Origin of the sequence: Clostridium perfringens ATCC 13124 (genome assembly GCF_000013285.1) — a bacterium.
Taxonomy (GTDB): Bacteria; Bacillota; Clostridia; order Clostridiales; family Clostridiaceae; genus Sarcina; species Sarcina perfringens.
Genome location: NC_008261.1, coordinates 2,890,796 through 2,910,333 on the forward strand (window position 1 = coordinate 2,890,796; position 19,538 = coordinate 2,910,333).

The window sequence follows — 19,538 nt, forward strand, 5'->3', positions numbered from 1 at the left end:
CTAAAATTTTTCTATGGTAAAACCACATATTAAACTATTATGATCATATATTCTTAAATCCTTAAAAATTTTCTTAGCTATTTCTAAATGTCCCCTATGATTTGCTCTTCCTTCTACTAACCATGATTCTATAAGCTCTTTTTGAACTTTGCTTAACCTATCCCAATACTCATAATTATCTATTAAGAATATTTCCTCTTCCTTAGAAACCTCTCTTATAACTTTTACATACCCTTCTATATCTCTTCCATTTTTTATTGGACTTTGTAATATAGGTATTGAGTTTATATTTTTAACCTTGCTTACTATATTAACTAAATTATGTTTAAATTCCTCTGGATTAATTTTTTCATTTCCTCCAATCATAATAAAAACAGCTTTAGGATTATATTTTGATACTAAATCTTCGAAGTTATTCATTAAATATTCTGAATTAACTTTTTCTGTACCAAAATTAATCATAAATTTTTCCCTTTTATTTATGCTTCCATCATTTAATTCCCATCTAATTCTCTCTTCCACATATTCAACATAATTTTTATAACCAAAGGTATCTCCTGTACCATTTGTATATCCATCCCCTAAAAACACCCATATACCCTTTTCATCTTCATTTATTAAATTTGTTATAGCTTCTAAATTATCATTTAAATTTTCTTTAGTATATTTAATTAATTCTTCTTGTGAAGGATTTTTATTACTTATGGTATTAAGAATTTCTTTGTTACACTTATTATCAACTTTTCTTTGAAGATAATTTTCTGCTTTTATTGGATAACTTAAATTACAGGTATAACTTTCTTCTTCAAAAATATCTAACTCCTTAAAAATAAATTTAACTATTTCTAAATGCCCCTTTTCATTAGGATGTATCAAATCACTAAGAAGCTCATTTTTAATATTAGAATTTTCTTTTTCTAAGTCCTCCCAATGACTATAATGATCTATTAACATTACATCATTTCCTCTAGCAACCTCTCTAAGAATATCCATATAAAATTTAAGACTTTTCCTACTTAAATCCATTTTTATTATGTTACTTGTTTGAAGGATTGGTATTGCTCCAATTCCTCTAACTTTATTAATAAGTTCTAATATATTTTTTCTATATTCTTCTAAAGGAACAATTTCATTTGATGAATCATTCATTCCAAGCATTATAAAAACAATATCAGGGTCACATATATCTACACAGATATTAAAATCTCTTATTATATCTCTAGTTGTAGCTCCTGAAACACCTGTATTAAAAATTATAATATTCTCTTTAACAATATTGTTTTTAAACTTTTCTTTTAATCTTTCTCTAAAGTGTTCTGTATAACTTCTATATCCTTTAGTATGAAGTGGCCCATGAGTTATGCTATCTCCAGTAAAAACAATATTTAGCCCCTTATCTCCTTCAATCATTATAATCCCCTCTTTCTTATTTCCTTCTAACTTTAGTTTATATACCTTTTTACCTAAAAAATTAATATTTATTAAAAACTAAATTTTTATAAAATACTTAAATCTTTTGTAGGTTACTATTTAATTAATAATATCCCCCTATATGTTTATTAATTAAAGAATATTAATATGTTTAGAATTTAAGAGTTATAAAAGAAATACTTCTTTATTTAATTTTAATAAAAAAAAGACTTCAATAAAATTATGAAGTCTTCCAAAAAAATCTCTAAAAACAAAAAAGCATCGATTATAAATCGATGCTTGGTGCACCATCAGGGATTCGAACCCTGGACTCCCTGATTAAGAGTCAGGTGCTCTACCAACTGAGCTAATGGTGCATATTATATTTTTTAAAATGGAGCGGGTACCGGGAATCGAACCCGGGTATCCAGCTTGGAAGGCTGGTGTTCTACCATTGAACTACACCCGCATAAATGGAGCGGAAGACGGGACTCGAACCCGCAACTTTCACCTTGGCAAGGTGACACTCTACCATTGAGTCACTCCCGCATATTTTTATATTAATTTGGAGCGGGTACCGGGAATCGAACCCGGGTATCCAGCTTGGAAGGCTGGTGTTCTACCATTGAACTACACCCGCATAAGTGGTGCAGGTGAAGGGAGTCGAACCCCCACGCCGTAGGCGCTAGATCCTAAGTCTAGTGCGTCTGCCAATTCCGCCACACCTGCAAAACTATGTTTTTATTATAATATTTTTCAAATTCTATTTCAAGATTTTTTTGCAAATTATTTTCTAAAAACTTTAATTAACTTAATAACTTTTTTGAATTAAAATTTATAATATTGAGAACTTATTTCCACCTAAACCCTTATAATATCTTATATTCCAATTAGAATTTATTTTTATTTTATCCATTGACATACAAAAATAATAAACTTATAATCTAAAGTAAATATTATAAATTTATTAACACAATGAAGAGACGAGTAAACTTTGGTACATTTTCAGAGAGAAGGTACAGTAGCTGTAAGTACTTTTAAATGGAATTAGTTGAAGACTACCTCTGAGTGACTCTAATCCAGTCCGTCATAATCACGTTACGATTAATTTTAAGTGGTACTTTATTTTTAATTATTAAAGTACAAATTGGGTGGAACCACGGGAATATACACTCTCGTCCCTTTTCTATATTTAGAAGAGGGATGAGAGTTTTTATTTTATATGAATGAAAATTAAAAGAAATTTATTTTGAAAGGAGAAATTAATATGATAAAAATTACACTTAAAGATGGTTCAATAAAAGAAGTTGAAGCTGGACTATCAATTTTTGAAATAGCTCAAAGCATAAGCCAAGGACTAGCTAGAAATGCTTGTTGTGGTATATTAAACGGAAAAGTTGAGGACTTAAGATTTATAGTTAATGAAGATTCTTCATTAGAAATCTGTACTTTTGATTCTAAAGAAGGTCAACATGCTTTTAACCACACTGCTTCTCATGTATTAGCAGCTGCAGTTAAAAGATTATTCCCTCAAGATAAATTAGCTATAGGACCATCAATAGATAATGGTTTCTATTATGATTTTGATACTGAAAAACCATTCTCTGCTGACCAATTAAACAAATTAGAAGAAGAGATGAAAAAAATAATAAAAGAAAATCCTGAAATAAAAAGATTTGAACTTCCTAGAAACGAAGCTTTAGAACTTATGAAGGATGAACCTTACAAAGTTGAACTTATAAATGATCTTCCAGAAGGTGAAGTAATTTCATTCTACCAAATAGGTGATTTTGTTGACCTTTGTGCAGGACCTCACTTAATGGCTGTTAAACCAATAAAAGCAGTTAAATTATTAAGATCTACTGGTGCTTACTGGAAAGGTGACGAAAAGAACAAAATGCTTTCAAGAGTATATGGAACTGCTTTCCCTAAGAAATCAGAATTAGATGCTTATTTAGAAGCTTTAGAAGAAGCTAAGAAAAGAGACCATAATAAATTAGGTAGAGAGCTTGGAATCTTTACTACTGATGAAAATGTAGGTCAAGGTCTTCCATTATTAATGCCAAAGGGAGCTAGAATAATCCAAACTCTTCAAAGATGGATAGAAGATGAAGAGCAAAGAAGAGGATATGTTTTAACTAAAACTCCTTTAATGGCTAAAAGCGACCTTTACAAAATTTCAGGACACTGGGATCACTATAAAGATGGTATGTTCGTTTTAGGTGATGAGGAAAAAGATAGTGAAGTATTTGCTTTAAGACCAATGACTTGCCCATTCCAATACGCAATATATAACTCAACTCAACACAGTTATAGAGACTTACCAGTAAGATTTGCTGAAACTTCTACTCTATTTAGAAATGAATCTTCAGGAGAAATGCACGGTCTTATAAGAGTAAGACAATTCACTCTTGCTGATGGACACATAGTATGTACTCCAGAGCAATTAGAAGATGAATTCAAAAATACTGTTGACTTAGTTAAATACGTTATGGAAACTTTAGGAATAGCTGATGATATTACTTACAGATTCTCAAAATGGGATCCAAACAATACTGAGAAATACATCAATGATCCTGAAGCTTGGGAAAATACTCAAAATATAATGAGAGAAATATTAAACCACTTAAATATAGACTTTACTGAAGCTGATGATGAAGCTGCTTTCTATGGTCCAAAACTTGATATCCAATTCAAGAATGTTCATGGAAAAGAAGATACAATCATCACTATCCAAATAGACTTCGCTTTAGCTGAAAGATTTGGAATGTACTACATCGATAAAGATGGAGAAAAGAAACGTCCTTACATCATTCACAGAAGCTCAATTGGATGTTATGAAAGAACACTAGCAATGCTTATAGAAAAATATGCAGGTGCTCTTCCAACTTGGATAGCTCCAGTTCAAGCTAAAGTTCTTCCTTTATCAGATAAATATGCTGATTATGCAAATGAAGTTGTTGAAGAATTAAGAAGAAGAGGAGTTAGAGTTGAAGCTGACCACAGAGCTGAAAAAATCGGTTATAAAATAAGAGAAGCTAGATTAGAAAGAACTCCTTACATCTTAGTTGTTGGAGAAAAAGAAGCTGAAAACAAAGAAGTTTCTGTAAGAAGCAGAAAGAACGGTGAAGAAGGTGCTATGCCTTTAGCTGACTTCGTAAACAGAATAGTTCTTGAAATAGCTAACAGAGAAAACTAAGAAAATACAAAGTCTAATTAACTAAAAATATAAATATATTCTGAGGATTAATGTATTTCACTAAGAATTTATAGTAATCATTCCAAGAAATTTACTAAAGATTGAAAACTAGCTTCGCGTCGAACATTCAATCTTCTTAACGCAAATTTCTTTCCATGATTACTTAAATTCTAAAGTTCATACATATATCCTCTTCATACTATTTATATTTTTAATAAGCTTATATTAATAACATTTTAATTTATAATCAAAAAAGAACTTGGAAGTATTCCTATGAAATCCATAAGGAATACTCCAAGTTTTTTTATTTTAAAAGAAATATTAATTTAAAATATTAAGCAAACAAATCTATACTAAATAAGATTAATAATATTTTATAGTTATTATTAATTTTGATAAATTTAATCTATATTCATAATAAACTTACTTAATCATACTCTAAATAAATCATAAATTTTGTTTTAAAAACTAAAATTTGCTGTCGTCTATGCTTTCTAAGTATTCATCCACTACTCCTACTACACTTTCAACACATCCATTTTCAAATGGTGATTTTAAGTTAGCATATTTTAATAAGCCTAAGAATGTCTTAGTTCCACCTATGTTACATAGATTTAAATAATCTTCCCATGCTTTTTCATGATTTTCTCTATCTTTTTTCCAGAATTGAAGTGCACATATTTGAGCTAAAGTATAATCAATGTAATAGAATGGTGATAAGAATATATGGTTTTGTTGGAACCACCAACCACCTCTTTCTAGGAAATCACATTCATCGTAGTTTTTATGTGGAAGATATTTTTTCTCTATTCTTCTCCATGCATCTTTTCTTTCCTTTGGTGTACATTCTGGATTTTCATATACAAAGTGTTGGAATTCATCAACTGTTACTCCATAAGGAATAAATTTAATGGCATCTCCTAAGTGATAGAATTTATATTTATCTGTATCTTCTTTAAAGAATAAATACATCCAAGGCCAAGTAAAGAATTCCATACTCATTGAGTGTATTTCACAACTTTCCATAGTTGGCCATTGACACTCTTGCATTTCTATCCAAGAACTTCTAAAGTTTTGGAATGCATGGCCAGCCTCGTGAGTTAATACATCTACATCCCCAGCTGTTCCATTAAAGTTTGAGAATATAAATGGAGCTTTATAGTTAGGGAAATTAGTACAATATCCTCCAGCTGCCTTTCCTTTCTTAGCAACTAAGTCCATTAAATCATTCTCAACCATAAAGTCAAAGAATTCTTTGGTTTCCTTTGAAAGCTCTGAATACATTACCTTTGCATTTTCAACTATCCACTTTGAATCTCCCTTTGGAGTTGGATTCCCACTTAAGAATTCAAATTTTTCATCATAATATTTTAAAGTTTCAAGTCCTAATCTCTTAGCTTGTCTTTCATATAATTTACTATCTATAGGAACTATAAACTCTTCAACTTGTTTTCTGAAGTTTTCAACCATTTCCTTATTATAGTCATATCTTCTCATTCTTACATAGCCTAATTCCACAAAGTTATTAAAACCAAGCTTTTTAGCTATTTTTGTTCTTACCTTTACAAGTTTATCAAAGATATCATCTATTTCATCTTCATGCTTCACAAAGAAGTTATATTTAGCTTCTGATGCTCTTTTTCTAACTTCTCTATCCTCTGATGTTACAAAAGGAACTAATTGTGCTAAGGTTCTTTCCTCTCCATCAAATTCAATTTTAGCTGAAGCAATAAGTTTTTGATATTGACTACCTAATTTATTTTCAAGTTGCATATCCTCTATTACTTCTTTTGAAAAACTCTTTTGAGAATACTCTGCCTCTTTTATTATAGTTTCACCATAATAATCACCTATTTGATCCTTAAATGGTGAACTTAATAATGCTTTATAGAATTCATTATTAACTTCTTCAATAAGAGGAGAATTTTCATCCCAGAAATCACTTTCTTCATTATAGAATTCATCCTCAGTATTTATTGTGTGTCTAACTTCTGATAAGGCCATCATAGTTGATGTATTATTTCTTATCTTATTTATTTTTCCTATTACTTCTTTAGCCCCATTAAAGTCCTTTGCTTCTTCTAACTCTTTTATAAAAGATCTAATATCTTCTCTATCTTTTTCTATATTAGGTCTTTCATATTTAAAATCTTCAAATTTCATTGTTTACCCCACCTCACAATTATATTTTATATAATTCTGACATAAGTAAAATTTATTATCAATAAAGTAAAATTATCAAAAATATTATTTTACTATTATGATTTTTTTAAACTAATAATTTTCTCTTCACTTATTATTAAATCAACCTTCTCATCAAAGAATTCATGTGGAATTTCATCAAAAACTTGAAAATCATAACATAAAGCAACTCTCTTACTATTAGGGTATTTACTTAAAAATCTATCGTAAAATCCTCCCCCATATCCTAATCTATTTCCCTTTAAATCAAAGGCTAAACCAGGTATTATAATTAAATCAACTTCCTCACTTATATCTTCACATTCAATGCTTGGTTCTAATATTCCAAAGGCACCACTTTCATTTAATTGAAGTAAAGATTCTATTTTCAAAGCCTTCATTTGTCTTTCTTTTAAACTAACAGGAATAACTTTAGGAACTGCAACTTTTTTATCTGAAACTAATAATTCTTTTATTATCTCAACTGTATTTACTTCAGAGTCCATATTTACATATATAAATACAACCTTACTATTCTTATATATATCACTTTCCAAAAGAGTTTTTCTTATTTTTTCATCAGCCCTTAACTTAGTATCTCTATCTATATTTTCTCTTTTTAGCTTAATTTCTTTTCTTAACTCTCCCTTATCCATATGAAATTCCTCCTCATAGACTTTTAATAATTTTACCATATTCTGTATTGCAATACTATATAAATACACTTAATATTCTTTTCGTATAAATGCATCATAATAAAAAATAATGTGCTGTATCAAAATATAATAATAAAACTTACAAACATATTCCGAGAATTACTTCTTCATACTGTTTGTAAGTTTTATAAAAATCTATTTTGATACACGACCAAGTCTATTAAATTATTTTCTAGCTACTATTGTAAAAGTCTTTGGAATCCCTTTATCAAAAACATCACTTGATAAATTAGGCTCCTCTGTTAAACTTTCTATCTTAAGTCCAGTATTAGCAACGGCAGTTACTATTTCTCCTAAATTCCACTTACGTAAAAATACTTTTTCTACTTCTCCTTCTTCTAAGTATTTTGAGTAAGCAACTTCTTTTTCCTCTAATGAAGTATCAAAGTAATCTCCTGTAACCTTATGTTTTCTTACCTTTGCTGTAGAACCCCTTGAAGTTATTAGTTTAGTTGATACTGGATGAAAATCTCTTAATACAGCTTTCCCTCCATCCTTTAATAAACTATGTATAACATTCATAAAAGGAGATAAATCTGAGAAATAATGAAGTATTCCCATCTCTGCAAATACTATATCATAATCTCCACTCATAACTTCTTTAGGCATTTTTAAAACATCACTTAGAATGAAGTTAATCTTTACTCCGCAAGCCTCAGCTAAATCTAAAGCATATCTTCTATTTCCTTCTGAGAAATCCACTACAGTAACATCTGCCCCTAATAAAGCTAATGCAACAGCCTTATTTCCATTAGAGCCCATAAGATTAAATATCTTCTTTCCTTTAACATCTCCAAATTTATCTAACAAAACATTTAATTTTTTCTCAGGCATAGATTTAATTTTCTCTGCTGCTTCCTTAGCAGTTCCAAATCTCTTTACCCAAGCATTGTATGTCTCTTTATTCCAAGCCTCTTCATTTTCATTTATACATACTTTTTTATCTTCTAAAATATTATTTTCTTGAAATTTTTCCACTGTAAATACCTCATTAATTAATATTAGCTTATTCCTCAGAATTATGAGGTTTTAGCGAAAGTATTATACTTCAATAAAAATCATTTTTCAATATATTTTTCACTAAAAATAAGGAGTGTTTAAAATCACTTTATAGCATTTTAAATACTATTTTAATGATTTAAACACCCCTAACACATATAAATAAGGTTAAAATTTTAAGCTAATTTTATATTAAATTCTTTCAGCACCAATTGCTGCTTCTAAATCTCTTATTATTACATTTACTATATCTAACTTACCCTTAGCATAGTCTTTCTCTTCTAACCAGTTTAACCCTGTTTCAAGGCACTTTTTAGTTTCCTTATACTCTGCTAATAATTTTAATAAACTCTCATTATTCATATTCAAAATCCCCCTTTTTTTATTCAACAGTTACTGATTTAGCTAAGTTACGTGGTTTATCAACATCAAATCCTTTAGCTTTAGCTACATAGTATGAGAATAATTGTAATGGTACAACACTTAAAACTGGTGATAATAAGCTTAATGTTTCTGGTATTTCTATTAATCCTTCAAACATTTTTCTCTTACTTTCTTCCATGTCACCTTTAAAGCAAACACCTAAAACGTTAGCTCCTCTTGTAACAACTTCTTGAACATTACTTATCATTTTATCCATAAGCTCTCTTTGAGTTAATAATGATACTACTGGAATATCTTTTTCTATAAGAGCTATTGGTCCATGTTTAAGTTCTCCACCTGCATAAGCCTCTGAGTGAATGTAAGAGATCTCTTTAAGTTTTAATGATCCTTCCATTGCAACTCCATAATCCATACCTCTTCCTAAGAAGTATAAATCTTTTTCTGTAGATGCTTTAACTGCAAACTCTTTTATTAAATCTGTATTTTTAAGGATTTCTTCAACTTTTTCTGGTAATTCAAGCATTGCTTTTTTGATTTCCTCAATTTCTTCTACTGATTTGCTTCCTTTTAATTCAGCAAAGTGTAATGCTAATGTGTACATAGCAATTAATTGAGTTACATATGCTTTTGTTGATGCAACAGCTATCTCTGGACCAGCCCATGTATATAATACATCGTTAGCTTCTCTTGAAACTGAGCTTCCTACTACGTTAGTTACAGCTAACACTCTTGCACCTTTTGCTTGTCCATCTCTTAAAACTGCTAAAGTATCTGCAGTTTCTCCTGATTGGCTTAATACTATTATTAAAGTTTTATCTGTAATAACAGCATCTCTATATCTAAATTCTGAAGCTATATCCACTTCTACTGGTATTCTAACTAATTTTTCTATAGCGTATTTTCCAATAACTCCAGCATGGTAAGCTGTTCCACAAGCAACTATATATACTCTATCAACATTATCTAAATATTCTTTAGTTATTGATATATCATCTAAAGTTACTTCTTTTCCTTCCATTATTCTTGAAGTCATTGTATCTTTTATAGCTTTTGGTTGCTCGTTAATTTCTTTTAACATGAAATCTTCATATCCACCTTTTTCAGCAGCATCAACATTCCATGTTATATGATAAACTTCTTTTTCCACTGGATTTTTTTCTTCATCAAAAAGAGTAACTCCATCATTTGTTAATACTACAAACTCTTTATCTTCTAAAAGATAAACTTCTCTTGTATGATTTAAAACTGCTGGGATATCAGAAGCTATGAAATATTCTTTTTCTCCTAATCCAACTATTAATGGACTATCTTTTCTTACAGCTACTAATTTTTCTGGCTCATCATTACATATAACTCCAATAGCATATGAACCTTCCATGTGTTTAGTAGCTTCCATAACTGCATCTAATAAATCACCTTTATAGTAGAAATCTACTAAGTTTGGAATAACTTCTGTATCAGTTTCTGATTTGAATTCATATCCTTTTTCCATTAACCAGTTTCTTAATTCATTGTAGTTTTCAATGATTCCATTGTGAACTACAGCTATTGTTTCTTTATTATTTAAATGAGGATGTGAGTTAACATCTGATGGTTCTCCATGTGTAGCCCATCTAGTATGTCCTATTCCGATTCCACCCTCTATTGGATTTTCATTTAACATTCCTTCTAGGTTTGCTAATCTTCCTTTATGCTTTTCAGCCTTTATCTTATTATCTTCTAAAACTGCAACTCCTGCTGAATCATATCCTCTATACTCTAATTTTGATAATCCTTCAACTAATATATCTGTTGCCTTTTTCTGTCCTACGTATCCAACTATTCCGCACATATTATTTTCTTCCTTCCCTTTTGTAAAATTATATTCTAACTTTCAAAATAAGCTTTATATAACTTCTTACTGCATAGAAGGTTTGAAACACCCAATTGGCTTTGTCCTTAAAATCACTTTTAAGCTTTAACCAATCTTTTACGGTAGTGCTTTACCGTGGGGCATCCGCCGAAAATTCGATACTCCCCAACCTCGTCAACTTAAATTTATTAAGAATCTTAATAAGCATTTTAATCTACTAAAGTTAAATTACTTATTAGTCTATCAATAAAACTTTAAGTTCTGGCGCTTTAATCTATTATTTTGAAAGTTAATATATTCTATGCATCATCTTTCTAAAAAGCCACAAACTTATTCTAACACTTTTTTAAAAAAATTCAAGCTTTTAAAGCTTATTTCAGTTCATTTTTAGTTATTTTCATTTATTTTTAAGAAATATTTTTAATTATCTGTCTATACCTCTATATTTCTTTTGTTTAATATATTAATGTATAGTTGTATAGACATCTATAGTATTTGATTTTAAAATTAACTTTTTAAATTCCATATTATAAAAGAAATTTTTATATTTATTTCTTTCATTTTTAACTTCAAAGTATAATTAGTGTATAGACGCTTTCCATTGTTTAAAATTTCTCAGTAAAAAAGCTAACTTATTTATAGTAATTAATTTTTATACTTTAATTTCTTATAAAAAAATCTTGGAATAAGTAAATATCTATCTTTAACTGTTCCTTTTCCTAGGAAAAATCATATTATAAATACTATAAAAATAATTTAGGAGATTTTTTATGAGCTATACTACAGAAAAGCAACCTCAAGGAAAAGCCTTGGATATAAAAGGATTTTTAAGGGAAGCTTTAATCTCAGAAATAGTTGCCATCAATGGTTATAGTAAACATATAGATGAAATTGCTTTAGTGGATATAAAAGAATTATTACATCACATAATGGAAGATGAAAAAAGACACTATGGTCAATTTTTAGAAGCTCTCAGAAGATATGATAAAGAGGAATTTGAAGTCTATGTAGAATCAGTTGATCATGTAGAAATAAAAGACAAACCTTTAAAGAAAACATATCACGAAAATAAAAAATTAACTGCTTATAGTATTTTAAATAAAATTCGAGATGATATTAAAGGAGAATACGAGGCCATATTACTCTATGATGATTTAATAAATAAAATAGAAGATAAATGCCTTGTTAAAATGATAAGAGATATAACTAAGGAGGAAAAAGAGCATGTGGAGGAACTTACCCTTGCTTTAATGAGACTTGATTCAGATAAGTATGGACCAATTGAAGATAATTAATATAACTTTTAATAATCAAATAAATAAAAATATTTTAAATCATAAAAAGCTATAAATAACATGAATAGTTTTAAATAAAATTATCATGTATTTATAGCTTTTATAATTCTATGGTTTTATATAAGACTTTTATAGTTTAATATAATATATTAATTACATTTTGCTTCTATCATTTTTGCTAAGTTATGAGCCATTTCATCTATTTCAGCTTGATTTTCACCTTCAAGCATAACTCTTACTAATGGTTCTGTACCTGATGGTCTTATTAATACTCTTCCGCAACCATCTAAAGCAGCTTCCATTTTCTTAATTTCAGCTATTATTTCTTCATCTTCTTCATGAATATTTTTCATGTTATTAGGTACTTTTGCGTTAACTAAAACTTGTGGTAATACCTTCATTACATTTTTTAATTCAAATAAAGATTTTCCAGTTCTCTTAACTATGCTAGCTACTTGAAGTGCAGTAACAAGTCCATCTCCAGTTGAGTTATGATCTAAGAATATGATATGACCGGATTGTTCTCCACCTAAAGAATATCCTTTAGCTAACATTTCTTCTAATACATATCTATCCCCAACTTTTGTAACTGCAGTATTTATTTTTTCATTCTTACAAGCTATCATTAGTCCTAAGTTACTCATTACAGTTACAACTAGAGTATCATCTTTTAATCTACCTAATTCTTTTAAGTATTTAGCACATATTGTTAAGATGAAATCTCCATCAACTAAGTTTCCTTGCTCATCAACAGCTAAGCATCTATCTGCATCTCCATCAAAAGCAAATCCCATATGACATTTTTTCTTAACAACATATTCCATTAATTCTTCTGGATGAGTTGATCCACAATTTTCATTTATATTAGTTCCATCTGGATTATCATTTATTACAAATATTTCTGCTCCTAATTCTCTGAAAGCTCTAACAGCAGCTTCGTGAGATGCACCATTTGCACAATCTAAAGCTACTCTTAATCCTTCTAAAGATATTCCTATTGTATCTTTAGCAAAGCTTATATAATCTTCTAAAGCAGCTTTTTCTATTATTTCTCTTCCTAAATTAGCTCCTGTTGGTGAAGGTACATTTTCAAAACCACTTTCTATAACTCTTTGTATTTCATCTTCTAAATCATCTGATAATTTATATCCCTTATCATCAAAGAATTTTATTCCATTATATTCAACTGGATTGTGTGAAGCTGATATCATAACTCCAGCATCTGCTCCATATACTCTTGTTAAGTGAGCTACCGCTGGTGTTGGAACTACTCCTAAGCATACTGCCTCTGCTCCAACTGATAATATACCTGCAACTAAAGCAGCCTCTAGCATATCTCCTGATATTCTAGTATCTTTTGCTACTAATATCTTAGGTTTATGAGTTCCCTCTGTTAAAACATAAGCTCCAGCTCTACCTAAGTTATATGCTAATTCTGCTGTTAATTCAGTATTTGCTATTCCTCTAACTCCATCTGTTCCAAATAATCTTGACAATTTATGTCACCCCTCTAATAAATTTATATTATACTTATATTTAATTAAAATACCTATAATTTTGCTACTTAATTAATACTTTTTACACTTTCAAAGAATACTGTATGTAATGCTATTTGTCAAATATTAGTTATTAAAAATTTAAATTTTCTTTATATTTTATAGTCATTTTTTATGTTACCACATGAATAAAATATATTTATTACTAAAATATTATTTTTAGCTTGTTTTAGTTAACATTATTTTCACTAATTATTACATAGATTTATTTATATTAATATAATATATCATCAATATTAGCATATACTTGAAACTATAAAGGTAATAAATTTATGTCTATTTAAAGAGCTATAAATTTTATATTTCTATATATCCTACATAAATATTGGTGAAAACATTTTAATTATGGACATAAGTCTCATTACGCCTTAAAATATTAATTGAGTGATATAAAAGAAAGGGGATAATTTACATGACAACTAATGAATCTAATTACATAGATGAAAATAAAAATCCTATAGAAACTGAAGATTTTGCTAAAGCTTTAGCTGCTGAAGAAGAAAATTCTTGTAAGAGAAAAAAAGAAGTAATTGAGAAAATAAGAAGCTTAGCAAAAAGTGCTCAAAATTGGAAAGAAGCTAATAAAGAATTCAACGCTCTTCTTGAAGAGTTTAACAATATTTATTACTATGACCAAGAAACTGAGAATACCCTAAAAAGTGAATTAAGAGAAGCTAAAAATGAATTCTATACTGCTAGAAAAGAATTCTTTGAAAAAGCAAATGAAGGTTTCAAAGAAAATGCTGAAAAGAAAGAAGATGTTATAAAAAGACTTGAAGCTTTAGTATATACAAGTGATATAAAAGCTTGCGATATGTTAGCTAAATCTTTATCTGAAGAATTCTATGCTATAGGCTTTGCAGGTAAAGAATTAAACACTGAATTATATGATAGATTTAAAAAGGCTAGAAATGCAGCTCAAGAAACTAGAAAAGCTGCTATGGAAGGCTTAAGAGAAGAATTCGGAAATAAAGCTGATAGAAAAAGAGAAATTATCTCAGAACTTAAAGCTTTAGTTAATAATGAAAACTGGAAAGAAGCTACTGAAAAGTTCAATGCTCTTTGCGATGAATTCAAAGGTATAGGTTTCTCTGGAAAAGAAGGAAATGAAGAAATTTCTCTAGGATATAAAGAAGCTAAGGATGCTTTCTTTGCTAAGAGACAAGAATTTTTTGATGCCCTAAAAGCTGAGAACAAAGTTAATATAGAAAAAAGAAAAGCTCTTATAGAAGAATTAAAGAAACTATATGAAAATGATAGTTGGAAAGAAGCTTCTGCTAAGGTTAAAGAAATAAGTGATGAATTCTTTAAAATAGGATTCTGCGGAAAAGAAGAAAATGAAAAACTTATAAACGAGTTTAAAGAAATAAGAGATGGTTTCTACGCTGCTAGACAAGAATATTTTGATAAGATAAATGCTGCTAGAGCTAATAAACAAAAAGATTTCTTAAACTCTTTACTTAAAAATAAAGATGAGTTTGTTAAAAAGCTAAAAAAATATATTAGCCAAGATGAAGAAAGACTTTCTGACTTTACTAACAGATTATTTAATGTTAGACCTGGAAACAATTCTTTAGAAACTATTGAAAAATACCAAGAAATAGTTGAAGATATCAAAGGTAGAATTGAAAGCAATAAAGCTAAAGTTAAAGAAGTTCAAAATGAAATGCATGAAATAAGAAATGAACTAAACAATTTAAAATAAAAATATAGGTTATTATATAGAAAAATATATTTTTTATATTATTCTATATTTTATTAACTTATAAATATTTAAAATACCCCTTAAGTAGATTTAAGAAAACCACCTTTTAAAATCTACTTAAGGGGTATATTTTTTACTAAACTATATAATTTAAACTTTTATAATCATATAATTCAAACTTTCGTATTAAATTATATAGTTTCTAAGTATCTTACTTATTTATATAGCATTATAAATAAAATTACTTTTCCATAAAATAATCATATATCTTCTTTAGGTAATATTATAGTAAACTTACTTCCTTCACCTAGTTTACTCTCTAACTTAACTTCTCCTCCATGAGAAGATACTATGGATTTAACTATGGTTAGTCCTATTCCTGTTCCTCCAGTAGCTCTAGTTCTAGATTTATCTGCCCTATAGAATCTTTCAAAGACATATTTTAAATCCTCTTCTGAAATACCTATACCTTGATCTTCTATTGATATTATAACCTTATTATCTTTTAATTTTTCTTCTATAAAAATAGTACTTCCCTCATTTGAATACCTAATAGCATTTGAAAGAATATTTACTAAAGCCTGTGTTATTTTATCCTTATCACAATATAAATTAATATTCTTTTTTTCATATTCTATCTTTATATTTTTGCTTTTTGCTAAATTAGAAAATTGAAATATTACAAAGCAAATTATATCACTTATATTCACATTATCCTTTTTAAGCTTAATAGAAGACTCATCATACTTATTTAACTTTTGCATATCACTTACTAAGGACGATAATCTTTCTGCCTCTTCCTTAACACTTAGTAACCTTTCCTCTGTAGGTTCCCATATGCCATCTATCATTGCCTCTAAGTGAGACTGTATATTTGTTAAAGGAGTTTTTAACTCATGAGAAATATCCCCAGTAAGTCTTTTTCTTATATTCTCTTGCTCTTTTATACTCTGTGAAAGATTATTTATGGAATTTATCAAATCATTTATCTCTAAAATATCTGTATTTATCTCAATTTTCTTGTCATACTCTCCTTTAGAGATATACTTCGCCTTTGTCATGAGCTTATTTATTGGTCTTGTTATGGATCTTGAAATTATAAATCCCATTATTGTAGATGCTAAAATAAGTAAAACTCCAATACCTAATATTATCTTATTTACTATATCCAGAAAAACTAATTCATTCTGCATATAAAATATAGGACCATAAAATTTTACCCTAACCTCTCCAATTTTTTCTCCACTCTTTATTAAAGGATAATACACAGGTTCAAATTGACTTGTTGTAGAGCCATATTTCCCTTCCATAGAACTTTTTATAAAATTCATAATTTATTGCATTTATCCTTAGAGTTTTTTTCTATGTTCATTATTTCCTTATCTTCTTTATCATATAAAGCAACTATAATCCCTTTATCTAAGGAATTATAAGTTATCTTCTCTATATTCTTATAATTCCACTCATTATCGGAATATTGTTCACTTAGCTCCATCAAAATGTTTTGTACTGTATTCTGATTTTTAATCATAATATAGTCACCAAATTTTTTATCAAAATAAAATTTAGATATGACCACAGTAAGTAAAGTTACAATTATTATGATAACTATAGATGGAACTATAACCTTAAAATTTAAACTTTTATATTTTCTTACCTTCAAATTTATATCCCACCCCATATACAGTTACTATGAACTTAGGTTTCCTAGTATTTTCTTCTATTTTACCTCTTAAATTTTTTATGTGAGAATCTATAACCCTATACAAAGCTATCACTTTTATCCCCTAATACTAACTCTATTATTTCGTCTCTAGTAAATATTTTCTTTGGATAGCTACTTAAGCAAAGAAGTATATTAAACTCTGTTGATGTTAGAGTGATTAATTCATCTCTAACCCACACTTCTCTTGTATCTACATTAATTTTTAACTCTCCATTATTAAATACTAAAATATCACTTCCCTCATTAGGACATGGTGTGCTTCTTCTAATAATAGCTTTTATTCTAGCAATCAGTTGTTTCACACTAAAAGGTTTTGTAACATAATCATCGGCTCCAATGTCAAAGCCTTCTAATAAATCCTCTTCCTCAGTCTTAGCTGTTATCATTATTATTGGAACACAACTCTTTGCTCTAATAACCTTACAAACCTCTTCTCCACTTAAATCTGGAAGCATAAGATCTAAAAGAATCAAATCTATTTTATTGTTATCAAATATTTTTAAAGCCTCTTCTCCATTACTACAAGAAAAAACACTGAAACCTTCTTTTTTCAAATAAGCTTCTAATACCTCAATGATTTTTTCTTCATCATCAACTAATAATATATTCAAACTTTCCACCTCTTATAAATAATTAGAATTTTCATTAGTTATATTTAAACTAAAAACTATATAAATAATATGTAGAATTATAAGCTTGTCCAATAAAATAAATAAATTTATTTAAAAAGAAGACTAAATCATATAGTCTTCCTTCTAAATTAGTAAAATCAATATTTTATTATTCTTGTCTAAAAGTTGAACATTCTGTATTGTCTTGGTGTTGTGCATAATCACCTGAAATATCTATGCTTTCAGCATGACATTTACAGTTTTTATTGTAGCAGCATTTCTCAGCTTCACATGCAACGCTAGTTGCTGGCTCTGCAGGGCCCATATCAACAGCAGCGTTAGTAAATCCACCTTTCTCAACAAAGCTTCCACAACAAGTAGCTTCTGAATGATTAGCAAATGAACCATTTACTTTTATTGAATTTAATGAACACATATCATTTTGATTATATGCACAGTTATCTACACCACAGCTTAAATTTGGCATACTATATCCCTCCTTAAGTATTAATGATAGTAGTATGCCTCTTTTTAAAATAATTATTCTTCTAATTATTTCTCATCTAATCTATTTAAGATATTATTGTAACCATCTGCTCCATAGTTTAAACATCTATTTACTCTACTTATAGTAGCTGTTGAAGCCTTAGTCTCTTCTGCAATTTCAGTATATGTTTTTTTCTCCCTAAGCATTTTTGCAACATGTAATCTTTGCGCTAATGCTTTTAGCTCTGAAATAGTGCATATATCTTCAAAAAAATTATAACATTCATTTATATCTTCTAACTTTAATATAGCCTCAAATAAAAAATCTAAATCCTTACCTTTTAGTTTAGATTGTACTCCATTCATATAATCTTCTCCTTCAACTACTGGTATATTAATATAACTCTATAATAGTTAAATATTTTTTCTTTATTAAGTTAATTATATCTCTTTATCATAATAAATAAAATAATACTTGTATTAGAACTAATTTAATCTTGATAAATTATACCTTAGTATTAGAGCTACCCTTTGGATCTGTTAATGGTCTTAAGGAATTCCATCCCTTCTCAAGCTTTTCATAAACAGATTTAGTTGGTATTAGCCATACTTCTCCAGTCCCCCTAAATACATTTAAAAGCCCTTCTCCTCCAGTAGCTGTAGATACTAGTGATTTTGATGACTTTTCAACTGTAAACTCAATATCTCCAGTTCTCAATATGGCAAAATTTCCATCAACCTTTAACACATCATTATTTATTTTACATTTAAATACCTCTTCCTCAGGTACTGGTATTTCTAAAACCACTATTCCATTTCCTGAAAGCTTAGTTTGAAATACTCCCTCATTTCCTAAAACCATAGAGGATAAAGATTTATTCATGTGGGCAGTTATTTCTACACTACTTTCACAAGCGTAAAATAATCCATCATCAACTATTATTTCATCATCTTCTAATTCAATTAAGGCATAATGACCAAAGGAAGGTTCTAAAAATATATCCCCTGTTCCTTCATATTTAGGTTTAAATGTACTCTCTCCTGTAACTTTACTAGAAAAAAGTTTTTTACCTAATCCTATTGGCCCACCAATCTTATTTTTCATAGATATTGGACCTCTCATATAGCTTAAGGCTCCCTTTTCTATATTTACAGAGCTATCTTCTAAAATAATTCTTACCTGTCTAAGCTTTATATTAGCTTCCTTCATTTGATTTAGTTTAACTGCAAGCTCTAAGGAATTTCCTCCCTTTAAACTATCATACTCTAAAACCTGAAATACAGAATCTCCTCTCATTTCAGTTATCATATTAATTTTATTTTCTATATTCAATGATGTTCTCATGTAAATCGCCCCTTTACGCTAAGTTCTTCCTTTAATTATATCCTAAAATTACAAACTTAATAATTACAAAAAT

General features: G+C 28.5%; 15 protein-coding genes, 5 tRNA genes, 1 pseudogene and 1 other annotated feature. Of the genes and pseudogenes, 3 read left to right on the top strand and 18 right to left on the bottom strand.

Going from position 1 to position 19,538, the window contains the following annotated elements; genetic code table 11:
• From CPF_RS12815 to CPF_RS12840, 6 genes are all read right to left on the bottom strand, one after another.
• Positions 1-1,410 carry an SGNH/GDSL hydrolase family protein gene (locus tag CPF_RS12815; RefSeq protein ID WP_003467540.1) on the bottom strand — a complete coding sequence of 470 codons (1,410 nt, stop codon included), beginning with the start codon at positions 1,408-1,410 and terminating at the stop codon, positions 1-3.
• Between the two features lie 301 nt (positions 1,411-1,711).
• A tRNA-Lys gene (locus tag CPF_RS12820) sits at positions 1,712-1,787 on the bottom strand.
• Between the two features lie 18 nt (positions 1,788-1,805).
• Positions 1,806-1,879 (bottom strand) — tRNA-Gly (locus tag CPF_RS12825).
• A 5-nt stretch (positions 1,880-1,884) separates the two neighbouring features.
• A tRNA-Gly gene (locus CPF_RS12830) sits at positions 1,885-1,959 on the bottom strand.
• 17 nt (positions 1,960-1,976) lie between these two features.
• Positions 1,977-2,050 (bottom strand) — tRNA-Gly (locus tag CPF_RS12835).
• A 5-nt stretch (positions 2,051-2,055) separates the two neighbouring features.
• Positions 2,056-2,139, bottom strand: a tRNA-Leu gene (locus tag CPF_RS12840).
• 237 nt (positions 2,140-2,376) lie between these two features.
• Positions 2,377-2,596, top strand: a binding site (T-box leader).
• Between the two features lie 81 nt (positions 2,597-2,677).
• On the opposite strand from CPF_RS12840, the gene thrS reads away from it, so the two are divergent.
• Positions 2,678-4,609 (top strand): threonine--tRNA ligase, encoded by a 1,932-nt coding sequence (thrS, locus tag CPF_RS12845; RefSeq protein WP_003457830.1) that lies wholly within the window; start codon positions 2,678-2,680, stop codon positions 4,607-4,609.
• A gap of 468 nt (positions 4,610-5,077) precedes the next feature.
• Here thrS and CPF_RS12850 read toward each other — a convergent pair whose 3' ends face one another.
• The 5 genes from CPF_RS12850 to glmS form a co-directional block, all read right to left on the bottom strand.
• Positions 5,078-6,772 (bottom strand): M3 family oligoendopeptidase, encoded by a 1,695-nt coding sequence (locus CPF_RS12850; RefSeq protein WP_003457828.1) that lies wholly within the window; start codon positions 6,770-6,772, stop codon positions 5,078-5,080.
• A gap of 95 nt (positions 6,773-6,867) precedes the next feature.
• Positions 6,868-7,446: a 5-formyltetrahydrofolate cyclo-ligase gene (locus tag CPF_RS12855; RefSeq protein WP_004459316.1), complete on the bottom strand. Its 579-nt coding sequence runs from the start codon at positions 7,444-7,446 to the stop codon at positions 6,868-6,870.
• 225 nt (positions 7,447-7,671) lie between these two features.
• Positions 7,672-8,484 carry a class I SAM-dependent methyltransferase gene (locus CPF_RS12860; protein WP_003462312.1) on the bottom strand — a complete coding sequence of 271 codons (813 nt, stop codon included), beginning with the start codon at positions 8,482-8,484 and terminating at the stop codon, positions 7,672-7,674.
• A 213-nt stretch (positions 8,485-8,697) separates the two neighbouring features.
• Complete coding sequence (locus CPF_RS15035) at positions 8,698-8,868, bottom strand: hypothetical protein (protein ID WP_003454473.1); 171 nt, start codon at positions 8,866-8,868, stop codon at positions 8,698-8,700.
• Positions 8,869-8,887: 19 nt separating this feature from the next.
• Positions 8,888-10,720, bottom strand: a complete 1,833-nt coding sequence (glmS, locus tag CPF_RS12865) for a glutamine--fructose-6-phosphate transaminase (isomerizing) (protein WP_003457837.1) — start codon at positions 10,718-10,720, stop codon at positions 8,888-8,890.
• 791 nt (positions 10,721-11,511) lie between these two features.
• Between glmS and CPF_RS12870 the strand changes: the two genes are divergently transcribed.
• Positions 11,512-12,036 (top strand): ferritin family protein, encoded by a 525-nt coding sequence (locus CPF_RS12870; RefSeq protein ID WP_003457864.1) that lies wholly within the window; start codon positions 11,512-11,514, stop codon positions 12,034-12,036.
• Positions 12,037-12,185: 149 nt separating this feature from the next.
• Here the strand turns inward: CPF_RS12870 and glmM are convergent, their stop codons facing one another.
• A complete protein-coding gene (glmM, locus tag CPF_RS12875) occupies positions 12,186-13,532 on the bottom strand; it encodes a phosphoglucosamine mutase (protein WP_003457908.1) in 1,347 nt (448 codons plus the stop codon).
• 472 nt (positions 13,533-14,004) lie between these two features.
• Between glmM and CPF_RS12880 the strand changes: the two genes are divergently transcribed.
• Complete coding sequence (locus CPF_RS12880; RefSeq protein ID WP_003457833.1) at positions 14,005-15,297, top strand: DUF349 domain-containing protein; 1,293 nt, start codon at positions 14,005-14,007, stop codon at positions 15,295-15,297.
• 260 nt (positions 15,298-15,557) lie between these two features.
• On the opposite strand, the gene CPF_RS12885 is transcribed toward CPF_RS12880, so the two are convergent.
• The 6 genes and pseudogenes from CPF_RS12885 to CPF_RS12905 form a co-directional block, all read right to left on the bottom strand.
• Positions 15,558-16,628, bottom strand: a complete 1,071-nt coding sequence (locus CPF_RS12885) for a sensor histidine kinase (RefSeq protein ID WP_233419456.1) — start codon at positions 16,626-16,628, stop codon at positions 15,558-15,560.
• Positions 16,625-16,960, bottom strand: coding sequence for a hypothetical protein (locus CPF_RS15170; RefSeq protein ID WP_233419457.1), 336 nt, complete (start codon positions 16,958-16,960; stop codon positions 16,625-16,627). The genes CPF_RS12885 and CPF_RS15170 overlap by 4 nt, the downstream gene beginning before the upstream one ends.
• Positions 16,941-17,634, bottom strand: a pseudogene (locus tag CPF_RS12890) (response regulator). Before CPF_RS12890 ends, CPF_RS15170 begins: the two are co-directional and overlap by 20 nt.
• A 169-nt stretch (positions 17,635-17,803) precedes the next feature.
• Positions 17,804-18,121 (bottom strand): DUF1540 domain-containing protein, encoded by a 318-nt coding sequence (locus tag CPF_RS12895; protein ID WP_003454391.1) that lies wholly within the window; start codon positions 18,119-18,121, stop codon positions 17,804-17,806.
• Positions 18,122-18,186: 65 nt separating this feature from the next.
• The gene (locus CPF_RS12900) at positions 18,187-18,486 is read right to left on the bottom strand and encodes a YerC/YecD family TrpR-related protein (RefSeq protein ID WP_003454163.1); all 300 of its coding nucleotides are present in this window, start codon (positions 18,484-18,486) and stop codon (positions 18,187-18,189) included.
• Positions 18,487-18,625: 139 nt separating this feature from the next.
• Positions 18,626-19,465: an AIM24 family protein gene (locus CPF_RS12905; protein WP_003454256.1), complete on the bottom strand. Its 840-nt coding sequence runs from the start codon at positions 19,463-19,465 to the stop codon at positions 18,626-18,628.
• Positions 19,466-19,538: the final 73 nt, after the last annotated feature.